Source organism: Flavobacterium sp. GCM10023249, assembly GCF_042653365.1.
Classification (GTDB): domain Bacteria; phylum Bacteroidota; class Bacteroidia; order Flavobacteriales; family Flavobacteriaceae; genus Flavobacterium.
Genome location: NZ_JBHSHZ010000009.1, coordinates 1 through 23,873, shown reverse-complemented (window position 1 = coordinate 23,873; position 23,873 = coordinate 1). Strand labels below are relative to the sequence as shown.

Genomic DNA, 23,873 nt, shown 5'->3' with positions numbered 1-23,873 from the left:
AAAATTCGTTCAGATTTTGTAAAAAGGAATGAATGAAAAGTAGTAATTTTACGTATAATAACAACAAACATTTAACTAAGATGAAAAGAATAGTCGTTTCAATTGGACTTTTGGCTTTGGTGTATTCCTGTGCTACTAATCCGTTTACAGGAAAGCAAACATTAGCCTTGGTTCCCGATAGTCAGATTTTTCCAATGTCATTCCAACAATATAGCCAGTTTTTATCTGAAAATAAAGTGGTAACCGGAACCAAAGATGCACAAAGGGTAGAGGCGGTAGCCAATAAGATTAAAGTAGCTGCCGAACGTTGGTTAACAGCAAATGGAAATGTAGATTATTTGAAAGATTATAAATGGGAATATAAATTGGTTGACAGTAAGGAAGTCAATGCTTGGTGTATGCCTGGTGGTAAAATTGTAGTATATACCGGAATTTTACCCATCACTAAAGACGATGCTGGTTTAGCTGCAGTTTTAGGTCATGAGGTGGCTCACGCATTGGCGAATCACGGACAACAACGTATGAGTGCCGGATTATTACAACAGGCTGGAGCTGTTGGTGTTGCTGTAGCTACAGGAAATAAGACAGAACAAGAGCAACAGCAATTTATGCAATATTATGGGTTAGCAAGTCAAGTAGGAGGAATGTTACCATTTAGCAGAGCCCATGAAACGCAAGCGGATCAAATTGGATTGCTATTGATGACTATTGCTGGATATGCGCCTGAAAATGCAGTATCCGTTTGGGAAAGAATGTCAGCACAATCTGGTGGACAAGCGCCACCTGAATTTTTAAGCACACACCCAAGTAACCAAACTCGTATTGATAATATCAAATCATGGATTCCTGGAATTAAAGCTGAGGCTGCAAAATTTAATTCCTCTGCGAAATAAGAAAAAAAGTGTATTTTCGAAGTCCCTTACATTATTAAGGGACTTTTTTTATACTCAAAAAAAAACAATATGGAGCAACTTCAAAAAGGAGATAAGAAACTATTAAACGCTTGGGCTTTTTATGATTGGGCGAATTCTGTATACAGTTTAGTTATTGCTTCGGCCATATTTCCAATATTTTATAAAGCTATTTTTACAGACGCCAAAAGAGATTATGTGGATGTTTTTGGATACCATTTTAAAGACACAGCCATGATTACTTTTGTTACTGCTTTGGCATTTTTAATTGTAGCTTTTATGTCTCCAATTTTGTCAGGAATTGCCGATTACGTAGGGAATAAACTCGTTTTTTTACGATTTTTCTGTTATATGGGTGGAATTTCATGTATCGGGCTATATTGGTTTGATATCAATAGCTTTTTTGTGAGTTACACGATTTATCTTTTTGGATTGATTGGTTTTTGGGGAAGTTTGGTGTTTTATAATTCGTATTTACCAGATATTGCTTATCCTGAACAACAGGATAAAGTGAGTGCCCGAGGTTTTTCAATGGGTTACATTGGGAGTACTTTGTTGTTGGTTGTTAATTTAGTGATGGTAATGTTTTTTGCTGACGACGATGCGGAACGTATGCAAATGATGAAGTATTCGTTTGTGATGACCGGTATTTGGTGGATTGGCTTTAGTCATATTACGTATTATTATCTGCCTAAAGGAGTTTCAACCGGCCATAAAGTAACGAGAGCTGTTGTTTTAGATGGTTTTAAAGAGTTAGGTATTGTTTGGGATGATGTAAAGAAAAATTTAGTATTGAAACGATATCTGTTGAGCTATTTTGTGTTCATTATGGCTGTGCAAACGGTGATGCTAGTGGCTACCTATTTTGGAGAACAGGAAATTGCTTGGGAAACACCAAGCCAAAAAGTAACGGGTTTGATTATTAGTATATTAGTGATTCAGATTGTTGCTGTACTGGGGGCATTTTTAACTTCGAGAGCATCAGCAAAATATGGGAATATAAATGTTTTAATATTCTTGAATGCTTTTTGGGCGGCTTTGTGTGGTTTTGCTTTTTTTGTTGAAACCCCTAATGAATTTTATTCGATAGCAGGATTTGTTGGTTTGGTGATGGGAGGTATCCAATCGTTGGCTCGCTCAACCTATTCTAAATTTTTACCTGAAACTACAGATACAGCTTCCTATTTTAGTTTTTATGATGTGACAGAAAAAGTAGGTATAGTAATTGGTATGTCTATTTATGGAATCATCGACCAGGTCACTGGATCCATGAGAAACTCTATTGTTTTTTTAGCAGTTTTCTTTATTATTGGTCTGATTTTGCTCTTGAGAGTGCCTCAAAAAAAATAATTTTACATTAATCCCGATTTTTACATCGGGATTTTTTTATGGCATAAAACTTGTCTATTTAGTATGCTGACTCCGTTAATATTTTTCTTATTTATTGGTTTTCAGTAGAATGGCTCTTTTTATTACAGTATCTTTGTAATGGAAAGTGCCGATGTTTAATGACAAAATGACTTAATTTTTATATGTCCCAACAAAAAATACTTACGCTTGACAGTTTGTCACTTCAGGAATTGGATCATGAAGCTGATTTAATTCCGTTATTGACTCCCGAAGACGAGGAGGAAATGAATAACGAAGAATTGCCTTCCGATTTGCCGATTTTACCTTTGCGCAATACGGTATTATTTCCAGGTGTTGTAATCCCTATTACGGCGGGAAGAGATAAATCAATCAAACTAATTAATGATGCCAATGCATCCGATAAAATTATTGGCGTGGTTTCGCAGAAAAACGAAGAGGATGAAGATCCGAACGAAAGCCAAATCAATAAGGTGGGTACAGTTGCTCGTATTCTTCGTGTGTTAAAAATGCCGGATGGTAATGTGACTGTTATTCTTCAAGGGAAAAAAAGATTTGAAATCGATAAGGTTACAACAACAGAGCCTTACATTAGAGCGACTATCAAAGAAGTAGACGAGGTTCGTCCGGGAAAAAACGACAAGGAATTTCAAGCAATAATCGATTCGGTTCGTGAGTTGGCGATACAAATTATCAAAGAAAGTCCAAGTATTCCAACAGAAGCTACTTTTGCAATTAAAAATATTGAAAGTAATCCGTTTCTAATCAATTTTGTTTCTTCTAATATGAATCTGAATGCTTCCGAAAAGCAAGGTTTGTTGGAAGAAAATAAATTGAAAGATAGAGCGCTGAGTACTTTGAAATTTATGAATATTGAACTTCAAAAATTGGAGTTGAAAAATGATATTCAATCGAAAGTACGTTTTGATTTGGACCAGCAGCAAAGAGAGTATTTTCTGCAACAGCAAATGAAAACCATTCAAGAAGAATTGGGTGGTGTTTCACATGAAGCGGAAATTGAAGAAATGCGCAAAAAATCGGCCGAAATGGATTGGGATGCTAAAACCCGAAAACATTTCGATAAAGAGATTTCAAAATTACAACGTACCAATCCTAATTCTCCCGATTTCGGAATACAACGCAATTATTTGGAGTTATTCCTGGAATTGCCATGGAATAAGTTTTCTAAGGACAATTTTGATCTGAAACGCGCGCAACAAATTTTGGACAGAGATCATTTTGGATTGGATGATGTTAAGAAGCGTATAATTGAACATCTTGCAGTTTTAAAATTGCGTAACGATATGAAATCCCCAATTTTATGTTTGACAGGACCTCCGGGTGTTGGTAAAACATCGATTGGAAAGTCTGTTGCTGAAGCATTAGGACGCGAGTATGTTCGTATGTCTTTAGGTGGTTTGCGTGATGAAGCTGAAATTAGAGGACATCGTAAAACCTATATTGGTGCGATGCCGGGAAGAATCATTCAGAGTATCAAGAAAGCAGGAACATCCAATCCAGTTTTTATTTTGGATGAAATCGATAAACTTTCGATAAGTAATCATGGTGATCCGTCATCTGCATTATTAGAAGTGCTTGATCCAGAACAAAACAAGGAATTTTATGATAATTTCCTTGAAATGGGTTACGATTTATCAAAAGTATTGTTCATTGCGACTTCAAATAATATCGCCAATGTGCAACCTGCACTTCGTGACCGTATGGAAATTATTACCATGACAGGCTATACTATTGAAGAAAAAGTAGAAATTGCAAAACAGCATTTGGTACCGAAACAAATCAAAGAACACGGATTAACCTCAAAACAAATTTCTATCGGTAAAAAGCAAATAGAAAAAGTGGTAGAAGGCTATACACGTGAATCTGGAGTTCGTGGATTGGAGAAAAAAATTGCGCAAATGGTGCGTAATGCAGCCAAGTCGATCGCATTGGAAGAAGAGTACAATGTAAAAGTGACAGATCAAGATATTATTGATGTCTTGGGTTCGCCAAAATTGGAGCGTGATAAATACGAAAATAATGAAACGGCTGGTGTAGTAACCGGTTTGGCTTGGACAAGTGTTGGTGGTGATATTTTATTCATTGAGTCAATTATTTCAGGAGGTAAAGGAAACTTAACCTTTACAGGAAATATGGGAACGGTGATGAAAGAGTCAATAACCATTGCGATGGAATATGTAAAAGCCAATGCGGAATTGTTAGGTATTAACCCTGAAATTTTCAACAAATATAACATTCACGTTCATATACCGGAAGGTGCTACGCCTAAAGATGGGCCAAGTGCCGGTATAGCAATGTTGACTTCTTTGGTTTCTTTACTAACGCAAAAGAAAGTGAAAAAACATCTGGCAATGACGGGTGAAATTACATTACGAGGAAAAGTATTGCCGGTAGGTGGAATCAAAGAAAAGATTTTAGCCGCCAAAAGAGCAAAGATCAAAGAGATTATTCTTTGTGCCGAAAATAAGCGCGACATTGATGAAATCAAAGCGGATTATTTAGAAGGCCTTACTTTTCATTATGTAAATGATATGACAGAAGTACTCGAAATTGCGATCACTAAAGACAAGGTGAAGAACGCGAAAAAACTATAATGTGAAACGGCTAAAATTTTTAGCCGTTTTTTTTGTAAAAAATAATATCTTCGCCACGACGTTATATATAATTATCTGTCACGTATTCCATGCTAAAGAAATTCGGTATTCTTATCTTTTTTTTAATTCACTATTCGGCTTTTGCACAAGTAGGAGGTAAGAGTGTTTACCAGTTTTTAAGTAATGTGGCATCTCCAAGACAAGCCGCTTTGGGAGGTAAGGTCATTACCAATTATGATTATGATGTCAATCAGCCCTTATTCAATCCTGCCACAATTAATGATGAGATGAGTGGTAGACTCGGATTGAATTATGTGAACTATTTGGCGGATGTGAGTTATGGATCTGCGGCTTATGCCTATACCTATGATAGACACTTGCAAACGTTTCATGCAGGGGTTACTTATATCAATTACGGAAAATTTGAAGGAAGAAATGAACAAGGGGAGGCTACTGGTGAATTTTCAGGTGGAGAAGTAGCCCTATCTTTAGGTTATGCGTATAATGTTCCTTATACCGATTTGTATGTTGGTGCGAATGCAAAATTTATTTCTTCAACTCTGGAAAGCTATAATTCGTTAGGAGTGGCTACTGATTTGGGTGCAATTTATAAAGATGAAAAAACCAATACAAATTATGGTTTGGTAATTCGAAATCTCGGAACTCAAATTACAACGTACAATGGTGAAAGAGAAAAGTTGCCACTAGAGATCATAGCTGGGGTATCTCAAGAACTGGAAAATGTGCCCATCCGATGGCATTTAACATTGGAAAACTTGCAACAATGGAAAGTGGCCTTTGCAAATCCAGCACGAGGAGAAGAAACAATTGACGGTGAAGTAATTGAAGAAAAAGTAACTTTTTTTGGAAATGCGTTCCGACATGTGATTTTTGGTGCCGAAATTTTACCTACCAAAGGGATTAATTTTCGTTTGAGTTACAACTTCAGACGTGCCGCCGAATTAAAGTTGGTGGAACAACGAACTTTTGCTGGAATTTCAGCTGGTTTCGGTATACGTTTCAATAAATTCCGATTTGATTATTCGTATTCAAGATATACTCTGGCTTCAAGTACAAGTCAGTTCGGTTTGATGATTAATTTATAATAGATTGAAAAAAATTACAATTGCAATTGACGGTTTTTCGTCTACAGGAAAAAGTACTTTAGCAAAACAAATTGCTAAGAAACTAGGTTATGTGTATGTGGATACTGGTGCAATGTACCGCGCTGTGACCTTGTATGCTATGCAAAATAATTTTATTGACGCTTTTGAATTTAACAAGCAAGCTCTTGTTCAAAAATTGCATAACATTCATCTTAAATTTCAATTCAATCCGTCACTTGGCTTTGCTGAAATGTATTTGAACGATAAAAATGTTGAAAAACAAATCCGAACTTTGGAAGTGTCCGGTTTTGTAAGTCAGGTAGCTGAAGTGTCTGAAGTCCGAGCCATGTTAGTTAAGCAACAACAAGAAATGGGTAAAGGCAAAGGAGTTGTGATGGATGGTAGAGATATTGGTACGGTGGTTTTTCCTGATGCCGAACTAAAAATATTCATGAATGCCAGTGCCGATGTACGAGCGCAACGTCGATTTGATGAATTGACAGAAAAAGGTCAGTTGGTTTCTTACGATCGTGTTCTCGAAAATGTGCTACAACGCGATCATATTGATACTAGTAGAAGTGATTCTCCTTTGGTCAAAGCAGATGATGCTGTAGAAATTGATAATTCAAATCTTACCCGTGAAGAACAATTCCAAAAAGTTTTAGAATTGGCAGAAAAAGAAATCACGAAATCGATGTAATTCTTTGCGAATTTGAATTTTAATGTTAGCTTTACCGCCCTTTTAAAATCAAACAAAAACCAAAACAAAATTATGAATATTAAATTTAAACTAACCGTGATGAGTTTCCTTCAGTTCTTTGTGTGGGGAGCCTGGTTAATTACTGTTGGAAATTATTGGTTCGGAACGAAACAATGGAGCGGAGCAGAATTTGGAGCTATATTTTCAACACTTGGAATTTCTTCTATTATCATGCCTGCTATTACAGGTATCATTGCTGATAAATGGTTGAATGCAGAAAGATTGTATGGAATTTTGCATGTTTTAGGTGGATTGTTCATTGCGTACTTACCGCAGGTGGAGAATCCATCAACTTTTTACTGGGTTATCTTCGGAGCAATGATGTGTTATATGCCAACCATTTCATTGTCGAATTCAGTAGCGTATACCATTCTTAAAAATAATGATTTCGATGTAATAAAGGTTTTTCCTCCTATTCGTGTTTGGGGAACTGTTGGTTTTATTGTTGCAATGTGGATTACCAATTTAACAGGGAATAAGGCATCAGCTAACATGTTCTATATTTCAGCTGTTTCTGCAGTTATCTTAGGAATTTATTCATTTACATTGCCACAATGTCCTCCTCAAAAGTTGATGGATGAAGATGCTCCATTAACAAAAAAATTGGGTTTGGATGCTTTTAAATTATTCGGAACCTATAAAATGGCTTTGTTTTTCATCTTCTCTATGTTCTTAGGAGGTGCCTTACAGTTGACCAATATGTATGGAGATACTTATCTGTCTGAATTTGAGAAAATCCCTCAGTATGCTGATTCATTCGTTGTGAAATATTCAACAATCATTATGTCTATCTCACAGATATCAGAAACGTTATTCATATTGGCGATACCTTTCTTCTTAAAACGTTTCGGAATCAAGCAGGTAATGTTGATTTCAATGTTGGCTTGGGTATTGCGTTTTGGATTGTTCTCTTATGGTGACCCGGAAGGAGGATTATGGATGATTATCCTTTCTTGTATCGTTTACGGAATGGCATTCGATTTCTTCAACATTTCAGGTTCTCTTTTCGTAGAAACTACAACCGATTCTAAAATGCGTTCTTCTGCGCAAGGATTATTCATGATGATGACCAATGGTTTCGGAGCTTATTTTGGCGGAAGAATCAGTGGTATCTTAATTGATAAATTTTATACAATCAACGGAAACAGAGACTGGCATAGTATCTGGTTCGCTTTCGCAGTGTATGCTTTGATTATTGCCATAGCTTTCGCTATTTTATTCAAACACAAGCACAATCCTAGAGATGTGGAGAGTGTAACGCACTAAAATAAAAAAGATAAAGCCGGTTTTTGCCGGCTTTTTTTATGATGGATTCTTCAATCTATTTATCTTCCTGTTCTTTAGGTCAATAATCCAACAATCAAAAATTCTAATAATATAAACCAAAGCTTTGGTAATTAAATAATTATTCTTACTTTTGCACACCTTTTGGTGAGTAGGGTTTCCTTAAGGTAATCAATCATTTATATGTAAAACGCTTCTGTTTTTTCTATCACAACAAGAAACCCAAGAGAATCAGAATACAAATTATTTATCAGACATGTCTGAATTAAACAAAACACAAGAACAATTTTTAGCAGACTTTAACTGGCATAACTATGCTGAAGGTATTGATGCAGTTGATGCTAAAAATTTACAAGAATTTGAAGATCTAGTAGCAAAAACTTTCATCTCTACAGATGCTGAAGAAGTAGTTGAAGGAGTTGTAGTAAGAATTACTGAAAGAGATGCTATTGTTGATATCAACGCAAAATCTGAAGGTGTTATCTCATTAAACGAGTTCCGTTACAATCCAAACTTGAAAGTAGGGGACAAAGTAGAAGTATTAATCGATATCCGTGAGGACAGAACAGGTCAATTGGTTTTATCTCACAAAAAAGCGAGAACAATCAAAGCTTGGGATAGAGTTATTGCTGCAAATGAAACAGGTGAAATCGTTAATGGTTTCGTTAAATGTCGTACTAAAGGTGGTATGATCGTTGACGTATTCGGAATCGAGGCTTTCTTGCCAGGTTCTCAAATTGACGTGAAACCAATCCGTGATTACGATCAATATGTAAACAAAATGATGGAATTCAAAGTGGTTAAAATCAACCATGAATTCAAAAACGTTGTTGTTTCTCACAAAGCGCTTATCGAAGCGGATATTGAAGTACAGAAAAAAGAAATCATCGGTCAATTAGAAAAAGGACAAGTATTAGAAGGTGTTGTTAAAAACATTACTTCTTACGGTGTGTTCATTGACTTAGGAGGTGTAGACGGATTAATCCACATCACTGACTTATCTTGGTCAAGAATCAACCACCCATCTGAAGTTCTTGAATTAGACCAAAAATTAAACGTTGTAATCCTTGATTTCGATGATGAGAAAACAAGAATCCAATTAGGTTTAAAACAATTGAACGCTCACCCTTGGGATGCTTTAGATGCTAACTTAAGTGTTGGTGATAAAGTGAAAGGTAAAGTAGTTGTTTTAGCTGATTACGGTGCTTTCATCGAAGTTGCAGAAGGTGTTGAAGGTTTAATCCACGTTTCTGAAATGTCTTGGTCTACTCACTTACGTTCTGCTCAGGACTTCGTGAAAATTGGAGATACTGTTGAAGCAGTTATCTTGACTTTAGACAGAGAAGAAAGAAAAATGTCTTTAGGTATCAAACAAATGTCGCAAGATCCTTGGACTGATATCACTTCTAAATACCCTGTAGGTTCTAAGCATTCAGGTACAGTTAGAAACTTTACTAACTTCGGTATCTTCGTTGAATTAGAAGAAGGAATCGATGGTTTAGTATACATCTCTGACTTATCTTGGACTAAGAAAATCAAACACCCATCTGAATTCATCAACGTTGGTGAGAAATTAGACGTTGTTGTTTTAGAATTAGACGTTGACGCTCGTAAATTATCTTTAGGTCACAAGCAAACTACTGCTAACCCTTGGGATAAGCACGAAGATGCTTTCGCTGTTGGAACTATCCACAACGGAACAATCGCTGAAATCGTTGACAAAGGTGCTACTGTAGATTTCGGAGATGATGTAGTTGCGTTTATCCCAACTCGTCACTTAGAAAAAGAAGACGGTAAAAAATTGAAAAAAGGTGAAGCTGCTGATTTCAAAGTAATTGAATTCAACAAAGAATTCAAAAGAGTAGTTGCTTCTCACACTGCTATCTTCCGTGAAGAAGAAGAGAAAAATGTGAAAGCTTCTGTTGAAACTACATCTTCAAGCAACAATGCTCCGGCATCTACTTTAGGTGATATCGATGCATTAGCTGAATTGAAAGCTAAAATGGAAAAAGGAGAGAAATAATCTTTCTTTATCTAAATAGTTAAAAGCTCTGCAGTAATGCAGGGCTTTTTTTATGAAGTAACACAACCATAACCGTTTTCTACATTTGCACGTTCATAAGCCTCGAGAAGCATAAAAGGGGCTAAAACTAGTCACTTTTCAACACATTGACAATCTCTATACCAAGCTATTTTTATACCCGTTTGGTTTTCAAAAAACCTGTGGCAAAATAAAATCTTAAAAAAAGCAGCCACAGATTTCGTTGCAAAAATTTTTTCAAAAAAAAAGTTGCCACAGGAAAAAGTGTGGCAAAATAGTTCAGATAAAAAAAATGCCACAACAATTTGAGCAATAAAGGAATGAGAAGAATTTTCGAAGTTTCAATAATGTAATAGGTCCAAGGAATCCTAAAAAAAAACAAAAGAAGTGTAGTGTTTTTGGGAGTTCTTTTAAAAAAATAGTAATTGTGTAACAGCTACTACTGTTGTATTCTGTTTATTGATTATAATCTTTTGTGCTTAAAAGATTACCTTGTTCATCGAATTTTTCAATTTTTTTCAATTTATCCTCTTCATAATATGCCTTACTTTTAATGCTTCCATTTGTATAATAGGTTTTTGATACACCAACAGTTTTTCCATTACTATAATTTACTTCTTCAAGTAACTCACCCGTTTCATAGAATAATTTATGTAAACCCTCTCTTTCGCCATTTTTGAAAAATCGAATACGCGAAATGTTTCCGTTGTCATAATAAATTGAATTTTGTCCTTCAAACTTATTATTTTTTATTGTATACACTGATTTTAATTTATTATTCACATATATACTGTATTCTCCATTTGGAAGCTCCTTTTTTAAAGCAAAACCTTTAATTATTGAATTAGTAATTAGTACAAATGTGGAATCTGAAGGATTTACTAAGCTGTAATTTTCTAGTTCATCTTTTACTATTTTTATAGTGTTTTTTTTGTTCGTTTGAGCAAGTGATGTAAAGGTTGATATAAGTATTAAAATAAAAAAGTATTTCATTTTTCTTAAGTTTTGTTTTTAAATTTCATTTGAATTCAGTTCATGAAGTACCTCATAAATCTTTCCAAATATACCATAATACTTCCTTAAATACTTTAAAAGAGCTGTACTAGGATGCTTTTTGGAGTTCTTTTGTAAAAATAGAAATTGTGCAACAGCTACTGCTGATAGGGACAGTTATTTTTCAATTTTAATTTCTCGAATAAAAATGTTGATGTGTTTTGTAAATCCACTTTCTTTATAATCTTCTTCATCACAAATTCCACTAATTAAATAATGATTCCCAATTTTTGCAATCGAAAAAAGACTCGAATTATGTTGAGAATATTCATTATTAAATTTATAATAACGAAAATCCTCATTATCCCAATTCCAAACCATTTGATTACTTAAATTAATTTTGGTAATCCAAGGTTTACCATATGAATTTCCGACTACTATTATATCATGAGCATTTTCAAATACAAAATCGTTAACTGCATAGGAAGTTATATATTTTTTGTCAAATTCTTCCTTTGTTGGTGGTACTGTAGACCAACTTCTTATTGCTTTTTTGTAATCATAATTTCGAGGTAGTTCTATTTCAGATTTTTCTATCAGGTTCAATTGATCGTCTAACTTTCCAACAATCAATTTATCAGCAAGAGTATTAAAATGTCCTAAAGCAAACAGAGTATTGTCTTTTGACTTTAGTTTCTTGATTATAAAATCTAATTGTTTGTACTTCCTTTTTCCACCGTTTAAATTTGATGAATATAAATAAGAAATTGATTTTGAATTGTCATAAGCTAAAATATAGAGTCTATTTTCAAAAAGAACTAGTTGTTTTGGTGGTAAAAATGAAAACTCATAATCAACATCTTGTTTAAATTTCTTTTTCCACAAGATTTTTCCATTTGTATCAATAGAAAGTTGACAAATATTTTTTGAATGAAAAAAATGACCAACAACATATAAATTGTCTTTGTCAGAAGTTATGGCATCAAATGTCAGATATTTTTCATCAAATTTATTAGAATAGTCTTGATTCCAAATAATTTCTCCGTTGGAGTTAAATTTAGTTATTTCACTTCCACAACTAAAAATAAGATTATTGTTAGTGTCTATTAATATTCTTTGTTGAGCGCCAATTTTTAATTCTTTACGCCAAACTATTTCTCCGTTAGTTTTTATTTTCGCTAAAGTTCCATTTTGGGATAAAACTACGTTATCGCCATTTGAAAATTTCGCCATTTCTATTGGTGGAAATTTTTGGAAGTAATTTGATGAGTTATTAGTGTAAGTGTTAATATTCAGATCCCAAGTTTCTGAAATCTGACTTTGAACACTAAAAGTCATTAGAAATATTAATAGGATTATTGTGTTTCTCATAATTGTGCCTAACATCAGTCTGTGAAAAAACTGCACAAACCTTTTCAAATATAACCAAAATACTTCCTTAAATACTTTAAAAGAGCTGTACTAGGATGCTTTTTGGAATTCTTTTGTAAAAATAGAATTTGTGCAACAGTTACTGCTGTTACAAGAAGGTGTTTAATTTATTACTTTTTTCCGTGCTTAATTTTCTGTTTACTTGCAACCATTTCTTAGTAATATACTTTGAGTTTCTTTTTTTATTCTATAAAATTCAATTTCTATTAAGGTATTGAAAATAGTATCAGATATAGTATTGTAATCGGAAGTAGTAGATCTCAAATACAATGGATATTTTCTAGTAAACGAATCTAGAATTTGGACTTTTTTTAAACGATCTTTTGGGTTCAATTTTTTAAATGAATTTTCAAATGCAACGAATGAACTGTCTAATTTACCTGAATTTTTGTAGACTTTTCTTTCTTTTAGCGAATTGATATGCAATTCTACAGCTTCAGTTTCTGCTTTTAATTCATTTTTATACGTTAGAAGTTGTTTATAAATTAGCTTTTGTTCTTGATTGTTTTTTTTGCAAGAAAAACTAACTATAAACAATAGGACAACAATTATTTTTTTCATTTAATCTAGAAATGGTTTATAATTATTCTTTAGTGTTTTTCAACACAAACTTGGCTTTATACTTTCTATAACATCAGTTTGTGAAAAAACTACACAAACCTCTTCAAATATAGCGAAAATAGTGAATTGAAGGCAGAATCTTCGTAGTGTAATCAAAACAGCAACCACAATATAAGAATAGAAAAGCCTCACTGAAAAGTGAGGCTTTTTATGAAGCGGGAAACCAGCAATTTAATTTGTGGTTCTTATTGTTGACGCACTATTTTTACATTCGTTGTATTGAATTTTAGTTGTAACCACCGGTCAATTTTATTGACGTCAATTTCTTGTTTGGTTTTGTCTGTTTGATACAGTAAAACAGTCATTGTTTTAGTACTGTCTGTATTTTGGTTTGTAATGTGTTTGCCAATCGATACTTCTTTCAATTCGGGAAACAGTATTGCTATTTCTTTTACTGTTTCCGTATTGTCAATCTTATATTCACTCAATTCATTTTGAAGTGTATTTATCAGAATATCCTTTTCAGATAATTTTTTATTTTGATTTCCCAACTCATTTAGAATTTCACCTTTTAGATCTTTTGTGTCTTGTTTAATAGTAAGTTTCGTATTGGTAATGTCGTATTGTATCAGTTTTTGATTTAACAATTTCAGTTCTTCTTGATTGAACTTTTTGGACAAAAATGCGAGTTCTAATTGTTTAGGAGTTGAATTGAATTTTGTTTTCTGATAGATTAGAGTATACCCCTTGTTCACAAATTCAGTTGTAATAAATTGCTCAATGTTTTGGCTGTACTTTTTTTCTTGAAAAAGGGCATAGGCTAAATAAAAACTCGGAATGATCATAACTAAAATCAGGATAGTAATTCCATATCTGATTTGTTTTTCAAACTTCGTATTTAATGTTTTTACGGGTGGATACTTTAAATATTTAACGATCAAAAAAGTGGAAATACATATAAAAAAGCAATTAATGGTGTACAGGTAAAATGCTCCGAAAAAGTAGGAATAAGTGCCAGTAGCTAATCCATAACCTGCTGTACAAAGTGGAGGCATCAAAGCGGTTGCTATTGCTACTCCGGGTATCGGATTTCCTTTTTCAACTCTTGTCAAAGCAATAACACCAACCAAGCCACCAAAAAAGGCAATTAAAACATCATAAATATTCGGTGATGTTCTGGCTAATAATTCTGATTGTGTTTCTTTGAATGGGCTAATGAAAAAATAGATTGTTGCAACTATTAAACTAACAACCGTTGCAATGAGTAAATTTTTCCCCGATCTTTTAAGTAAGTCAAAATCGTAAATAGCCAAGGCAAATCCTGCTCCGACAATGGGACTCATTAGTGGAGAAATGAGCATTGCACCAATAATCACAGCAGTTGAATTTACATTTAACCCAACCGATGCAATTACAATAGCACAAGCTAAAACCCAAAGGTTTGAACCACGAAAAGACACATTGGATTGTATCGTTTCTAAAACCTTTTCTTTTCGTTCTTCTCCATTATGAAGATTTATAAAGTCAAAAAACTGAGTAAACATAGTGATTGTTTTATTTTAGATTTTCCAATTTCCTGGTGAATGTTCTAATTGTTTTATTTAGTGTTCAACTTACCACTTGCTATTCAATAAAATAGAATCTTTTGGAAGTAATTTTTTTTCGTTAGAGACAAATCTATTTTCCCAAATGAAGTTTAAGTCGGATAGTATTAAAAAGAAACTATTTCTTCATCGTTTTTGTTCTTACATGATTTATGTTAAAATAAAAATTTACTTTTTTATTTTCAACAGTAGCTTCTAAAATATCAATGAAGTAGCCATTTTTATCATCACCTGAACCCATATTGCCTAGTACGAATTTGCAAAAATACTTAAGGAAATATTGTCCGTCTTTAGGTCCTAACGAGAAAAATGGGCTGTCAATTGACACTCCTGTTTTAGATGAACTATAAAACATTGCTCGATATATTTTTCCGGTTCGTTCCATAAATTTTGTTGCCTTTTCCGAATTTCCAGTCTTTTCATAGGCATACGCCAATTCTCATGACTTTAATCATAAAGGGATTTGTTAAAAGCGCTTTATTTCCAAATGCTATAGCTTCATTGAATTTACCATCTTCATTTAAATCGTAAATTTCTTTATCTGTAATTAAAATATCTATGTAAGGAGTAAAGTTTTCATTATCCGAATACCCAATCAATAAAGTTAAAACCTCAAAATTAGTTTGGGGCTCATCATTAATGAATTTTTTTAATTGTTTCGAATACGAATAGTCACTTTTTTCATTCTTTGTTTCTTTAAGAATCAATTCAAAATGATTTTTATAATTGAATTGCTTAATGCTATCTAATGGCGATTGCGAATACAAAAACGAACTAATTGATACAAGAAAAAGGGTGATCTTTAATTTCATGGGGTTTGTAGTTTATTGTTTTGTAAGCTCTTTATAAAGCGTTAAAATAATTCGGGTTGTTTTAAATATTTACTGAAATTAGGTATCAAAACATCCTGTAAAATCAGCTGTACTTATCAATATAGTAAAATCCGTTTAATTCACCAGTTTTTACCATTTCCAATTCGGATCATCTCTGTAGTTTACATTCAGTTTTTTAGCCAGATCTTTTAAATTTGCGCTTAAATTTGCTATGTTTTTTACTTCGGTTTTAGGAATAATAATAGCTTGTGTTTTCAGTTTTATAAAAAAATGATTTTGGGTTTCTGAAAGCTCAATTACTTCAGTAAAATTGATGTTGGTGCTACCAGCTATGCTTTCAACATGTAATTGAGACTCAGTAATTTTTAAATAAACCTCTTGGCCAAATCTACTTTCGTAAATTTTTATTGTCTTTTTGAAATGTTTTTGATAAACTCTTTTCATTTGGTTGCCATGAAAAATAGAGAGTAGTGCAGCAGTACTTCCTAACACAATAACTAAAAAAAAATCATCCTTCCAAATTAGTATTCCCGAGAGAATTCCAATTACGAGTAAGAATCCTATCCAAGTTATTAAAGTAAGACGTTTTAATTTTCCTTCACTTTTAAAATAGTAAAGATGTAATTCTAAAAAATCACTTTCTTGTAGAGTATATTGTATTTCAATCAATTTGGACTTTTTTTAGTTTAAATATCTTGCCTGAAAATCCATTGTAGTACAGAATTTTGGATTTTAGTTCCTATTCTATTCATAGGAGAGTGACTAAAATACAAAAAAATACTCCCAAAAAGTCTAAATCCTCGTTTTCTTATTAGCTACTTTTGAAAAATACGATATTCTATTGAGCGATAGTTTTTGTCTGATGCAATGATAAGTTTTACAAATACCTACTTAATTTTGATTCGTATCGCGTTGAATATTAATGAAATGTAGTTATTTTTGGTAGTAGAAATGCTTTAAATTAAAACCTTAATCTATGAAAAATCTTAAATTTATTTCCTATTTAATAGCCTTACTGGTAAGTCTATTGTTTTTAAATGCATGTACTTCTGACGAATTAGCAGAAAATGAGTCTACTGTTGCGTTGAATAAGAAAGGTGATTTTGACCTTGATGGAATTAATAATAACATTGACAACGATGACGATAATGACGGAATCAATGACGAGGAGGATGAGGATGATGATAATGACGGAATCAATGATGATAATGATGAAGACGATGACAATGACGGAATCAATGATGATGAGGATGATAATGAAGATAATGATTTTGACAATGACGGTCAGGATAATGATGACGATAACGATGATGACAATGATGGATTGTCTGATGGAATAGACAATGATGATGATAATGATGGAATAAGTGATGATGATGATGACGATGATGACAACGATGAAATTAATGACGACGACGACGATGATAATGATGACGACGAAGACGATGATGACGATAGAAGCAATGGCTTATAAAGAATAGTAAACTGCGATACTAAAAAAGAAGCTACCACATTGTGGTAGCTTCTTTTTTAAACGAACACAAAGTGTAGGGAGTTATTACTCTAATAATTGAAGGATGATTCCAGATTTTTAATTGCTCCTAACATATCGAAGCAGTATAGCATTTGTTGAGGAATGAATACTGCTTTATCAAAGAAAGCTACTTGGTATAAAATACTGTTGAGGCAGTCTTTTAACGCCATTTTATCGAAAACAGTTAGTGAGACACTACCAAAATATTTCAGAAATGGAATACAATTAGTAACAGCACCCAATCGTTGTTATAGTTGTGCTTTAATTGAAGAAATGTTCAATTATAAGTAGCAGAACCATTACCGCCAACACAATTCCGGTAACTTTGAAATACAACTTTTGAGCTTTCTTTGCATCTCGATAATCATAAATTGAAATTGTTTCGGTAGAAGCAATTATTGCATTTTCCATCAAAATTTTATCAAGCTTTATGCTGTCCGTCGCTTTGAAGATATATCTAATGCCATTGTCAACCATTACTTGATTATCAATATCGCAATAGTACTCTATACCTTGCTTTTTCAGTTCACTTTCAAAGAGTATTGTATCTTTCTGCAAAACATATAGTTTTATATTATTTTCGAAAGCAATATTTAAATTATTTTCATTCATATAGACATTTGGGAATTGGCAGTTAGCAATATTAATTACTCTTCGACTTCGTCTTGAATTTTTAAAAGTTTATTAAATCTAAAGTCAACAAGATTTCCTTTTTGAGTGCTTTTTTTTCCTTTAATGACGGTAGTTTTATTATTTTTTACGTTCGTTATTTTTATCCCTATTGAAGTTTCATTACCTATTGCATAATATGTGTCATAAATGACGTATTTAAAATCTCCATTTATAAACTTGATGTAATTCAAATCCATTCCTTCATTTCGAATTCCTCCTCCACGCATATAAAATGCATAGGTAAATGTATTCCAACTTTCTTTTGTTTTTTTTGGGAACTCAAATTCAATTTTATTTTTTGTACCAAATCGATAAATGATGTATTTATCGTTTCTGTCTTTTGCTAAAACAAGTTTTTTCCCGCTTTGAGTTTCGAAACCGTAAATTAATGTCTCATTTGGTAAAAGAAATTTTTGAGCAAAGAGTAAGTCAGTACAGACTAACATTAGCAACATAATTAAATTTCTTTGGGTACTTTGACTCATAAAAAGGGTTGTATTTAGTTTTGCAATGATTATAGGTACTATTCAAGTGAATAAGCGCAATAGCGGCAGTTGGTAACACTTATTTTCTTACGAAGATACTATTTTCCAGCGGACTCAACTCAAAATGCGACAAGGCTTTTATGATTGTTAAATCGGGTGTGTCATTCAATCCAATTCATGGAAGTAAACCGCAAATAAATAATTAAAAATCAAATTGTATTTGTTTTTAAGCAAAGTTCTTTGTTAGTGGCAGTTCTAATTAATAAAATTGATAATTAAATTTAAAGAATCGCTCTATTGATTTTCCTATATAATGAATTCTAGTTTGCTCCAATTTGTTTTTGTAAGTCATTACCCTATGGTCGATTTTTTGGTTATTTTGTGAAAAAGAAAGATATTTAACTTCATTACCGTCTCTATCGTAGGAATAAAAACTTTTATAACCTGCTTTCCAGTTAAGCAATGTAAGATTACCATTTGTGTCATACGAATAAATGGTGCTATCAAATGGTTTCCCATTCTGATAACTAATGGACTTAATCATCCTATTATTTTTATCAAAGTAATTAAGCTCTTTTAATTCATCATGATTAGCAGGATATTGAGTGGTCTCTTTTATGTTATTCCCCTTCTTGTCGTAGAAATATTCGTATATGGTGTCTGGCTTTCCGTCAATAAACTCAATCTTTTTAATAAGTTTATTGTTGCGGTTATAAAAATATTTTTCACTTGTCGAACAGCCTGAGTTTTCAAAACAACTTTGAGACTCAGTAATATTTCCATTATTGTCGAATTTATTAACTTGGCTTACATAACTTTTCTGACCTGAAAATTGGATATAAAAAATGTCTGCTTTATTGAATTTGTTATAGTGATACAATGATGTCATAAATGGTTTACCACTACTAAATTCAATGTGTTTTGTTAATCTTCCTTTATTGTCAAAGTGGTCCTGAAATATAATTTTACAGTTCTTTCCTTTCTGGTCACACTCAAATTGGGTCTTAATCTTTAACTTTTGGTTTTTCATTATAGCGTCAACAGAAAAAGTTTCCTGCGCAAAAGTTTGAATAGTTAAGAAGAGTGTAATGAAGAAGAAGGATGTTTTTGTCATGAAGTGTCGTTCTTAAGTTGCCGCTAACGTTTTCAGACTTTGCGTTCGGGCGGGTTTCGGAGCACAAAGTTTCAATTTATAACTAAAGTTCATTAAAAGCACAATGCTGCAAGTTTGCACGTCAGCCCGCCTAACGCAAAACCCGTGTTATGCGTAGATTTTATTTGCCTTTCAGTGCGTACAACCCACATAAATGTCAGCTTTTATTTTAAACACTTTTTTCTCTGTTTTATGTAAAATTGTCAAAGCACTGTCTGCACTTTTTTCTGTTTCGTAAATACCTGTCACCAAAGCAATGGTTTTTTCACCTGCTTGTCTTTGGTAAAAGTTTAAATATTCTAAACTTAAATTGTCCGATGGAAAGCGTCTAGGGAAATAGTCGCCTGCATATATTTCATCTTCGTCATTGTCGGGCAAGGCAATAAGATTTTTGGTCTTGTTGTAAAATCGTCCCATTGTGTCAATAGATAATTTTAATTTGCTGCTCAGGTCAAACATTTTTTTATGAAGCATTGAATAGTCATGGCTTGTGTCGGCAACCACTACGAAATAAGTTGCATTATTATAGTCGGTCGTGTCTTCCTCTATATTATTGTCAGGCGCAATGTTAGTTTGTAAATTGATCGTTCTATCGATTTTTGCAATATTAACTTCAGCTTCTTTTTTGTCTTCCGATGTTGTCCCACAAGCAGTCAAAAAAGCTGTCAATATTATGTAGATGTGTCGTTTCATAAATTTACGCATAACGTTCCGTCTTTAGTTTGTATTACTAAAATAATTAACTTTCCGAAGAGGAAACGGGTGAACTAAAACGTTCCGTAGGGTTGAGACCTATAAGCCGCATAAGTCCCGTTTCCACTTTCGGTCTTGCCAGTACTACTTGGAATGATGGGTTTTTAAACCCGCTAAAGGCGATAGCCCAGCAAGGTATTTATTTTTCCTAAAAACAAATCTATGAAAAAAGTTACACCATTGGTATTGACGTATCGTAATTGACATTAGATCTTTATGTCAGAACGATTAATGTTCACAAGAAATTCACTAATGATGTAAAGGGATTTAAACAAAGTATTAGTTGGACTACAAAGCTGAAAATTAATCTGGAAGAAACCCTGTTTTGCTTTGAGCATACAGGTTGGTATTGTTTACTGTTGAGTTATTATCTTTATGAAAACAACTATCGTTATTGCTGCGTTAATGCTATAGAAATCAAACGTTCTATGGGATTGAAGCGGGGAAAAAGTGAAAAAGCAGATGCATGGGAAATAGCCAATTATGCCTGGCTTAGATGAGTTGAATTAACACCCTCAATACCTCCTGCCAAAAAATTAATCGAGTTGCAGCGTATGATGAGCCTGCGTGAGCAATTAGTCAAACAGCTCACAGCAAGTAAGAATCTTTACAAAGGAATGCAGGAGATTGTTTTTGATCAAAAAGATGTTACTGTGTCAATTTTACAAGAGAATATAAACAACATAGAAAAACATATTCTAACAACCGAGAAAGCAATGAACGAGTTGATAAAGCAGGACCAAACAATGATAACTAATTTCAAACTTTCCAAAACAGTAAAAGGAGTAGGGATGGTTCTAGTTGTTCAAATGTTACTGCACACGTACAATTACACACGTTTTGAAAATTCAAGACAGTTTTCTGCTTATTGCGGCTTGATTCCTTATCCGTATCAATCAGGGACGAGTATAAATGGGCGCAATAAAATACATCCGATTAGCGATAAGAAAATGAAGAGTTTATTGTCAATGTCTGCTATAAGTGCCATTCAACACGATAAAGAGCTAAAATTATATTACCAAAAACGAGTGGAAGAAGGTAAGCCTAAAATGGTAGTTTTAAACATTATCAGAAATAAAATTGGATCAAGAGTATTTGCAACCATAAACAGAGGAACGCCATATGTAGAAATCAATAAATTTTTAGCTTAAAAAATTTGGATTTGATCTTGGAATGTGGCTTGGCGCAAGAGTAGAGGCAGTAAACGTTTTATTTTTTTCTTTTGTAAACAAGGATTTTATACCACATTTCTTTTGTGTTAGGATTTTCCATGTCCCATTCTATGTATAAATACTCATCATCGATCCAGGTTCCTTTTTTTTCAGGAATTTCTTTTGCCTTGTCTAAAATCAACTTATTATTGCTTTTGTCAAGGGTTGAAACTAAAAGCACTAAGTCATAAGATGCATTATTGTTTTTGGTTCCTAATGGTTTTCCAAAAACACATCCTTTTGTTCTGGCAAACAATGTTTCGGAGATTTCGTCCATTTCTGTTATCATGCCGACTGATTCCGCATAAGTCACAAATTCATTTTTATCCACTTTAATTAAACTTAAATAATGGGTTTTATTAAATCCTTGAGCCGCTAAATTTTGTGCTATAAAGAAAATTAAAACTATAGGAAGGAGATACTTTTTCATACATTCTATTTTAAGGTTTCAACGTCATGTTAAGGATAAAATTACCGCTAACTTTTTTGTATACTATTAGTGGTGTATACCCTTTATTTTTTACCGCTTCCAAAAATAGATAAAATTTCAGAATACTTACTCTGCAATGACAATAGCTATCGGGATTGTGTAGCAGGGCTATTTGTATCCGTATATTACAAAAGTACCGTTGTCTGTCTCATAGGGTATTTGCAATTCTTTTAGGAGTTCTTCAAGTTCTTTTGTTTCATCATGTATTTTAGGACTTACATGGCGTCCAATATGTTCTGCATAACGAGGTTTGATTTTTAGATATTCAATGGTAAAAAATAGATACATCCCTTCTTCATAAAATGGATCCCAATTACCAAACCAGTGTGGATCATCGCTTATTTTAATATCTTCAAATGCTTTTTCTTCAAAAATAAATTTGTTAGTGTATGCAGGTGGAAATGGGAGTTTGTTAATACCACTTTGCAATTTCAACCATTTTGTGTCATTCATCATGGAGGTCAAGCCTTTTTCTGCAACAATATTCTTAACTTTTTGTTTCAGTGCAAGAGCTTCTTTGTTATTATTTACGAAATATTTATACTTTTCTCTTTCAGATAGATTTTGGTTTTCAAAAATACCAATGTATGATTTTTCGTTTTCAGCATTTTCCATTTTAAATACTTTTATTTTACTTTTCCTATTCCACTGTTAACGGCAGTTTTTTATAATTGAAATGGCTAAATCTTCTTTGTTTAGAATATTTGAATACCAAAATCCCTTTCCCCAGGTTCCTTTTCCGAAATACGCTTCCGGATATTTCAAATTTAGAAGCGTTGCAGTTCTGCTTTTTAATCTGGATATTTTTTGGGTTAATGCATTTAAATTGGAATATACCAACAGCTCCACTTTTGATTCATCAATTGTAAGCATTTTAATTTCCAATCCGTCAATAATCCTGTCATGGTTTTCTTTGCAAAGATCCTCAATGTCGAATTTTAACTGCAAGATTGCTTGTTTGTTTAGAAGCAATCTGTCTTTTTTTGAATTACTTTTTAAGTATCCATTTTGCAATTCTTTGAATAAGTTACAGTTTATATGCTGTTTTTGTAATTCACTATAAGTGTTGGAGAGTTTTTGCCAATTCCCATTTTTGTCCCAAACGGGATACTCATTAAAAGTTGTCCAAATAACATGAAATAGTTGCTTGTTACCCATGGTTTGTAAAATTACCGCCAATGTTCCACCGGCTTTAAGAAGTGGAGTGTTTTTATTACTGATGTTTACAAATATACCGAAGAGTCTGAAAGAAAATAGCTGAATGAAAAGAAGAAATACTTTCACTAACCATTCCAAAAAATCACCAAGCCCCGCTATAGCATAAAACTGCTGTTATGCATAGTGTTTTTATTCTGATTCGGAAGTTTGCGCAGGAAGATTTGTATTCCAGATGTTACTACAAATTTTCCATTCTCCATTTACATTTCTCCAAATATTTATGTACTTACCTTTATCAACAGTCTTTTCTTTGCCATAAACCAGATAATAATTTCCTTCATCAATTACATAGTCTTGATTTCCGTAAAATGATGTTGTCTCTTCTTTAAATTCATAAACGCCATAATTAACCCAATCAGAGTTAAGTTTAGAAATAGCTTTTATTCCATTTACAATTTCCGAATTTGGAGGAAATACTTTTGCATCTTGACAGAAACTATTGTTGAGATATATTGTGTCTTTTTTTATATGCGCTTCGGTGAAAAGTTTGGTTTTTTTCTGGATTTTTAATTTCACAACATTTAAATCGAATTCAGAAATTTTATCATTTCCATTTTCAGAATTTGAAGCTTTCTTATTATTACAGGAAAAAAGAATTAACACAACAAATAAAAAGGTCAAAAATTGTTTCATGTTTTCAGAAATTAAGTTGGCTAAACATTATGCATAACGTTTCGCGGCTTGGCTCAGTAGCGGCTGCGTGAACGATTATTTTCTTGCTAAGATAAGATTTTCCAGCGGAAAATCGAACGTGATTTTTATTGATTAGTAGCTATTGAGCCAAACCGCCTTAAGTTTACATTTTCTACATTTAGCTATTAATCAGAAAGAACAAAAGAGAGGAGTAAGG

The 23,873-nt window shown here is 33.0% G+C and carries 25 protein-coding genes; 10 read left to right on the top strand and 15 right to left on the bottom strand.

All coding sequences use genetic code 11. The features are described from left to right. The first annotated feature begins 80 nt into the window (after nucleotides 1–80). The 7 genes from ACFO7M_RS06750 to rpsA all read left to right on the top strand — a co-directional run bounded on the left by ACFO7M_RS06750 (nucleotide 81) and on the right by rpsA (nucleotide 10,067). On the top strand, nucleotides 81–893 hold the full coding sequence (locus tag ACFO7M_RS06750) for a M48 family metallopeptidase (protein WP_379734761.1): 813 nt from the start codon (nucleotides 81–83) through the stop codon (nucleotides 891–893). Between the two features lie 69 nt (nucleotides 894–962). Further along, nucleotides 963–2,261 (top strand): MFS transporter, encoded by a 1,299-nt coding sequence (locus ACFO7M_RS06745; protein ID WP_379734759.1) that lies wholly within the window; start codon nucleotides 963–965, stop codon nucleotides 2,259–2,261. Between the two features lie 182 nt (nucleotides 2,262–2,443). Beyond that, nucleotides 2,444–4,894: an endopeptidase La gene (gene lon / locus ACFO7M_RS06740; RefSeq protein ID WP_379713388.1), complete on the top strand. Its 2,451-nt coding sequence runs from the start codon at nucleotides 2,444–2,446 to the stop codon at nucleotides 4,892–4,894. 89 nt (nucleotides 4,895–4,983) lie between these two features. Then, complete coding sequence (gene porQ, locus ACFO7M_RS06735) at nucleotides 4,984–6,000, top strand: type IX secretion system protein PorQ (protein ID WP_379734758.1); 1,017 nt, start codon at nucleotides 4,984–4,986, stop codon at nucleotides 5,998–6,000. A 4-nt stretch (nucleotides 6,001–6,004) separates the two neighbouring features. Next, the gene (gene cmk, locus ACFO7M_RS06730; protein ID WP_379734756.1) at nucleotides 6,005–6,700 is read left to right on the top strand and encodes a (d)CMP kinase; all 696 of its coding nucleotides are present in this window, start codon (nucleotides 6,005–6,007) and stop codon (nucleotides 6,698–6,700) included. A gap of 72 nt (nucleotides 6,701–6,772) precedes the next feature. After that, entirely contained in the window at nucleotides 6,773–8,026 is a 1,254-nt protein-coding gene (locus ACFO7M_RS06725; RefSeq protein WP_379734755.1) for a nucleoside permease, read from the top strand. Between the two features lie 274 nt (nucleotides 8,027–8,300). After that, nucleotides 8,301–10,067, top strand: coding sequence for a 30S ribosomal protein S1 (rpsA, locus tag ACFO7M_RS06720; RefSeq protein WP_379713377.1), 1,767 nt, complete (start codon nucleotides 8,301–8,303; stop codon nucleotides 10,065–10,067). 474 nt (nucleotides 10,068–10,541) lie between these two features. Here rpsA and ACFO7M_RS06715 read toward each other — a convergent pair whose 3' ends face one another. The 7 genes from ACFO7M_RS06715 to ACFO7M_RS06685 form a co-directional block, all read right to left on the bottom strand. Continuing rightward, a complete protein-coding gene (locus ACFO7M_RS06715) occupies nucleotides 10,542–11,078 on the bottom strand; it encodes a toxin-antitoxin system YwqK family antitoxin (protein WP_379734753.1) in 537 nt (178 codons plus the stop codon). Nucleotides 11,079–11,255: 177 nt separating this feature from the next. Beyond that, complete coding sequence (locus tag ACFO7M_RS06710; protein ID WP_379734751.1) at nucleotides 11,256–12,449, bottom strand: hypothetical protein; 1,194 nt, start codon at nucleotides 12,447–12,449, stop codon at nucleotides 11,256–11,258. Nucleotides 12,450–12,647: 198 nt separating this feature from the next. Then, entirely contained in the window at nucleotides 12,648–13,070 is a 423-nt protein-coding gene (locus ACFO7M_RS06705; protein ID WP_379734750.1) for a hypothetical protein, read from the bottom strand. A gap of 245 nt (nucleotides 13,071–13,315) precedes the next feature. Beyond that, nucleotides 13,316–14,614, bottom strand: coding sequence for a DUF389 domain-containing protein (locus tag ACFO7M_RS06700; RefSeq protein ID WP_379734749.1), 1,299 nt, complete (start codon nucleotides 14,612–14,614; stop codon nucleotides 13,316–13,318). 178 nt (nucleotides 14,615–14,792) lie between these two features. Then, a complete protein-coding gene (locus tag ACFO7M_RS06695; protein ID WP_379734747.1) occupies nucleotides 14,793–15,059 on the bottom strand; it encodes a hypothetical protein in 267 nt (88 codons plus the stop codon). A 34-nt stretch (nucleotides 15,060–15,093) separates the two neighbouring features. Further along, nucleotides 15,094–15,486 carry a hypothetical protein gene (locus tag ACFO7M_RS06690; protein ID WP_379734745.1) on the bottom strand — a complete coding sequence of 131 codons (393 nt, stop codon included), beginning with the start codon at nucleotides 15,484–15,486 and terminating at the stop codon, nucleotides 15,094–15,096. Nucleotides 15,487–15,636: 150 nt separating this feature from the next. Continuing rightward, the gene (locus tag ACFO7M_RS06685) at nucleotides 15,637–16,176 is read right to left on the bottom strand and encodes a hypothetical protein (protein ID WP_379734743.1); all 540 of its coding nucleotides are present in this window, start codon (nucleotides 16,174–16,176) and stop codon (nucleotides 15,637–15,639) included. Nucleotides 16,177–16,483: 307 nt separating this feature from the next. Between ACFO7M_RS06685 and ACFO7M_RS06680 the strand changes: the two genes are divergently transcribed. After that, nucleotides 16,484–16,981, top strand: a complete 498-nt coding sequence (locus ACFO7M_RS06680; RefSeq protein ID WP_379734741.1) for a hypothetical protein — start codon at nucleotides 16,484–16,486, stop codon at nucleotides 16,979–16,981. Nucleotides 16,982–17,302: 321 nt separating this feature from the next. Here the strand turns inward: ACFO7M_RS06680 and ACFO7M_RS06675 are convergent, their stop codons facing one another. The 4 genes from ACFO7M_RS06675 to ACFO7M_RS06660 all read right to left on the bottom strand — a co-directional run bounded on the left by ACFO7M_RS06675 (nucleotide 17,303) and on the right by ACFO7M_RS06660 (nucleotide 20,044). Then, nucleotides 17,303–17,653 carry a hypothetical protein gene (locus ACFO7M_RS06675; RefSeq protein WP_379734739.1) on the bottom strand — a complete coding sequence of 117 codons (351 nt, stop codon included), beginning with the start codon at nucleotides 17,651–17,653 and terminating at the stop codon, nucleotides 17,303–17,305. A 35-nt stretch (nucleotides 17,654–17,688) separates the two neighbouring features. Beyond that, a complete protein-coding gene (locus ACFO7M_RS06670) occupies nucleotides 17,689–18,159 on the bottom strand; it encodes a hypothetical protein (protein WP_379734737.1) in 471 nt (156 codons plus the stop codon). A gap of 298 nt (nucleotides 18,160–18,457) precedes the next feature. Next, nucleotides 18,458–19,312, bottom strand: coding sequence for a hypothetical protein (locus ACFO7M_RS06665; protein ID WP_379734735.1), 855 nt, complete (start codon nucleotides 19,310–19,312; stop codon nucleotides 18,458–18,460). Between the two features lie 171 nt (nucleotides 19,313–19,483). After that, complete coding sequence (locus tag ACFO7M_RS06660) at nucleotides 19,484–20,044, bottom strand: hypothetical protein (protein WP_379734733.1); 561 nt, start codon at nucleotides 20,042–20,044, stop codon at nucleotides 19,484–19,486. Nucleotides 20,045–20,304: 260 nt separating this feature from the next. Here ACFO7M_RS06660 and ACFO7M_RS06655 point away from each other — a divergent pair, with 260 nt between their 5' ends. Together ACFO7M_RS06655 and ACFO7M_RS06650 are read left to right on the top strand one after the other, a co-directional pair. Then, nucleotides 20,305–20,604, top strand: coding sequence for an IS110 family transposase (locus tag ACFO7M_RS06655; protein ID WP_379734731.1), 300 nt, complete (start codon nucleotides 20,305–20,307; stop codon nucleotides 20,602–20,604). Nucleotides 20,605–20,658: 54 nt separating this feature from the next. Next, nucleotides 20,659–21,255, top strand: coding sequence for a transposase (locus tag ACFO7M_RS06650; RefSeq protein ID WP_379735508.1), 597 nt, complete (start codon nucleotides 20,659–20,661; stop codon nucleotides 21,253–21,255). 58 nt (nucleotides 21,256–21,313) lie between these two features. Here the strand turns inward: ACFO7M_RS06650 and ACFO7M_RS06645 are convergent, their stop codons facing one another. From ACFO7M_RS06645 to ACFO7M_RS06630, 4 genes are all read right to left on the bottom strand, one after another. Next, on the bottom strand, nucleotides 21,314–21,745 hold the full coding sequence (locus ACFO7M_RS06645) for a hypothetical protein (RefSeq protein WP_379734729.1): 432 nt from the start codon (nucleotides 21,743–21,745) through the stop codon (nucleotides 21,314–21,316). A gap of 168 nt (nucleotides 21,746–21,913) precedes the next feature. Continuing rightward, nucleotides 21,914–22,420 carry a DUF6678 family protein gene (locus ACFO7M_RS06640; RefSeq protein ID WP_379734727.1) on the bottom strand — a complete coding sequence of 169 codons (507 nt, stop codon included), beginning with the start codon at nucleotides 22,418–22,420 and terminating at the stop codon, nucleotides 21,914–21,916. A 36-nt stretch (nucleotides 22,421–22,456) separates the two neighbouring features. Further along, a complete protein-coding gene (locus tag ACFO7M_RS06635; protein ID WP_379734725.1) occupies nucleotides 22,457–23,089 on the bottom strand; it encodes a hypothetical protein in 633 nt (210 codons plus the stop codon). Between the two features lie 63 nt (nucleotides 23,090–23,152). Further along, nucleotides 23,153–23,656 (bottom strand): nuclear transport factor 2 family protein, encoded by a 504-nt coding sequence (locus tag ACFO7M_RS06630; protein ID WP_379734723.1) that lies wholly within the window; start codon nucleotides 23,654–23,656, stop codon nucleotides 23,153–23,155. Nucleotides 23,657–23,873: the final 217 nt, after the last annotated feature.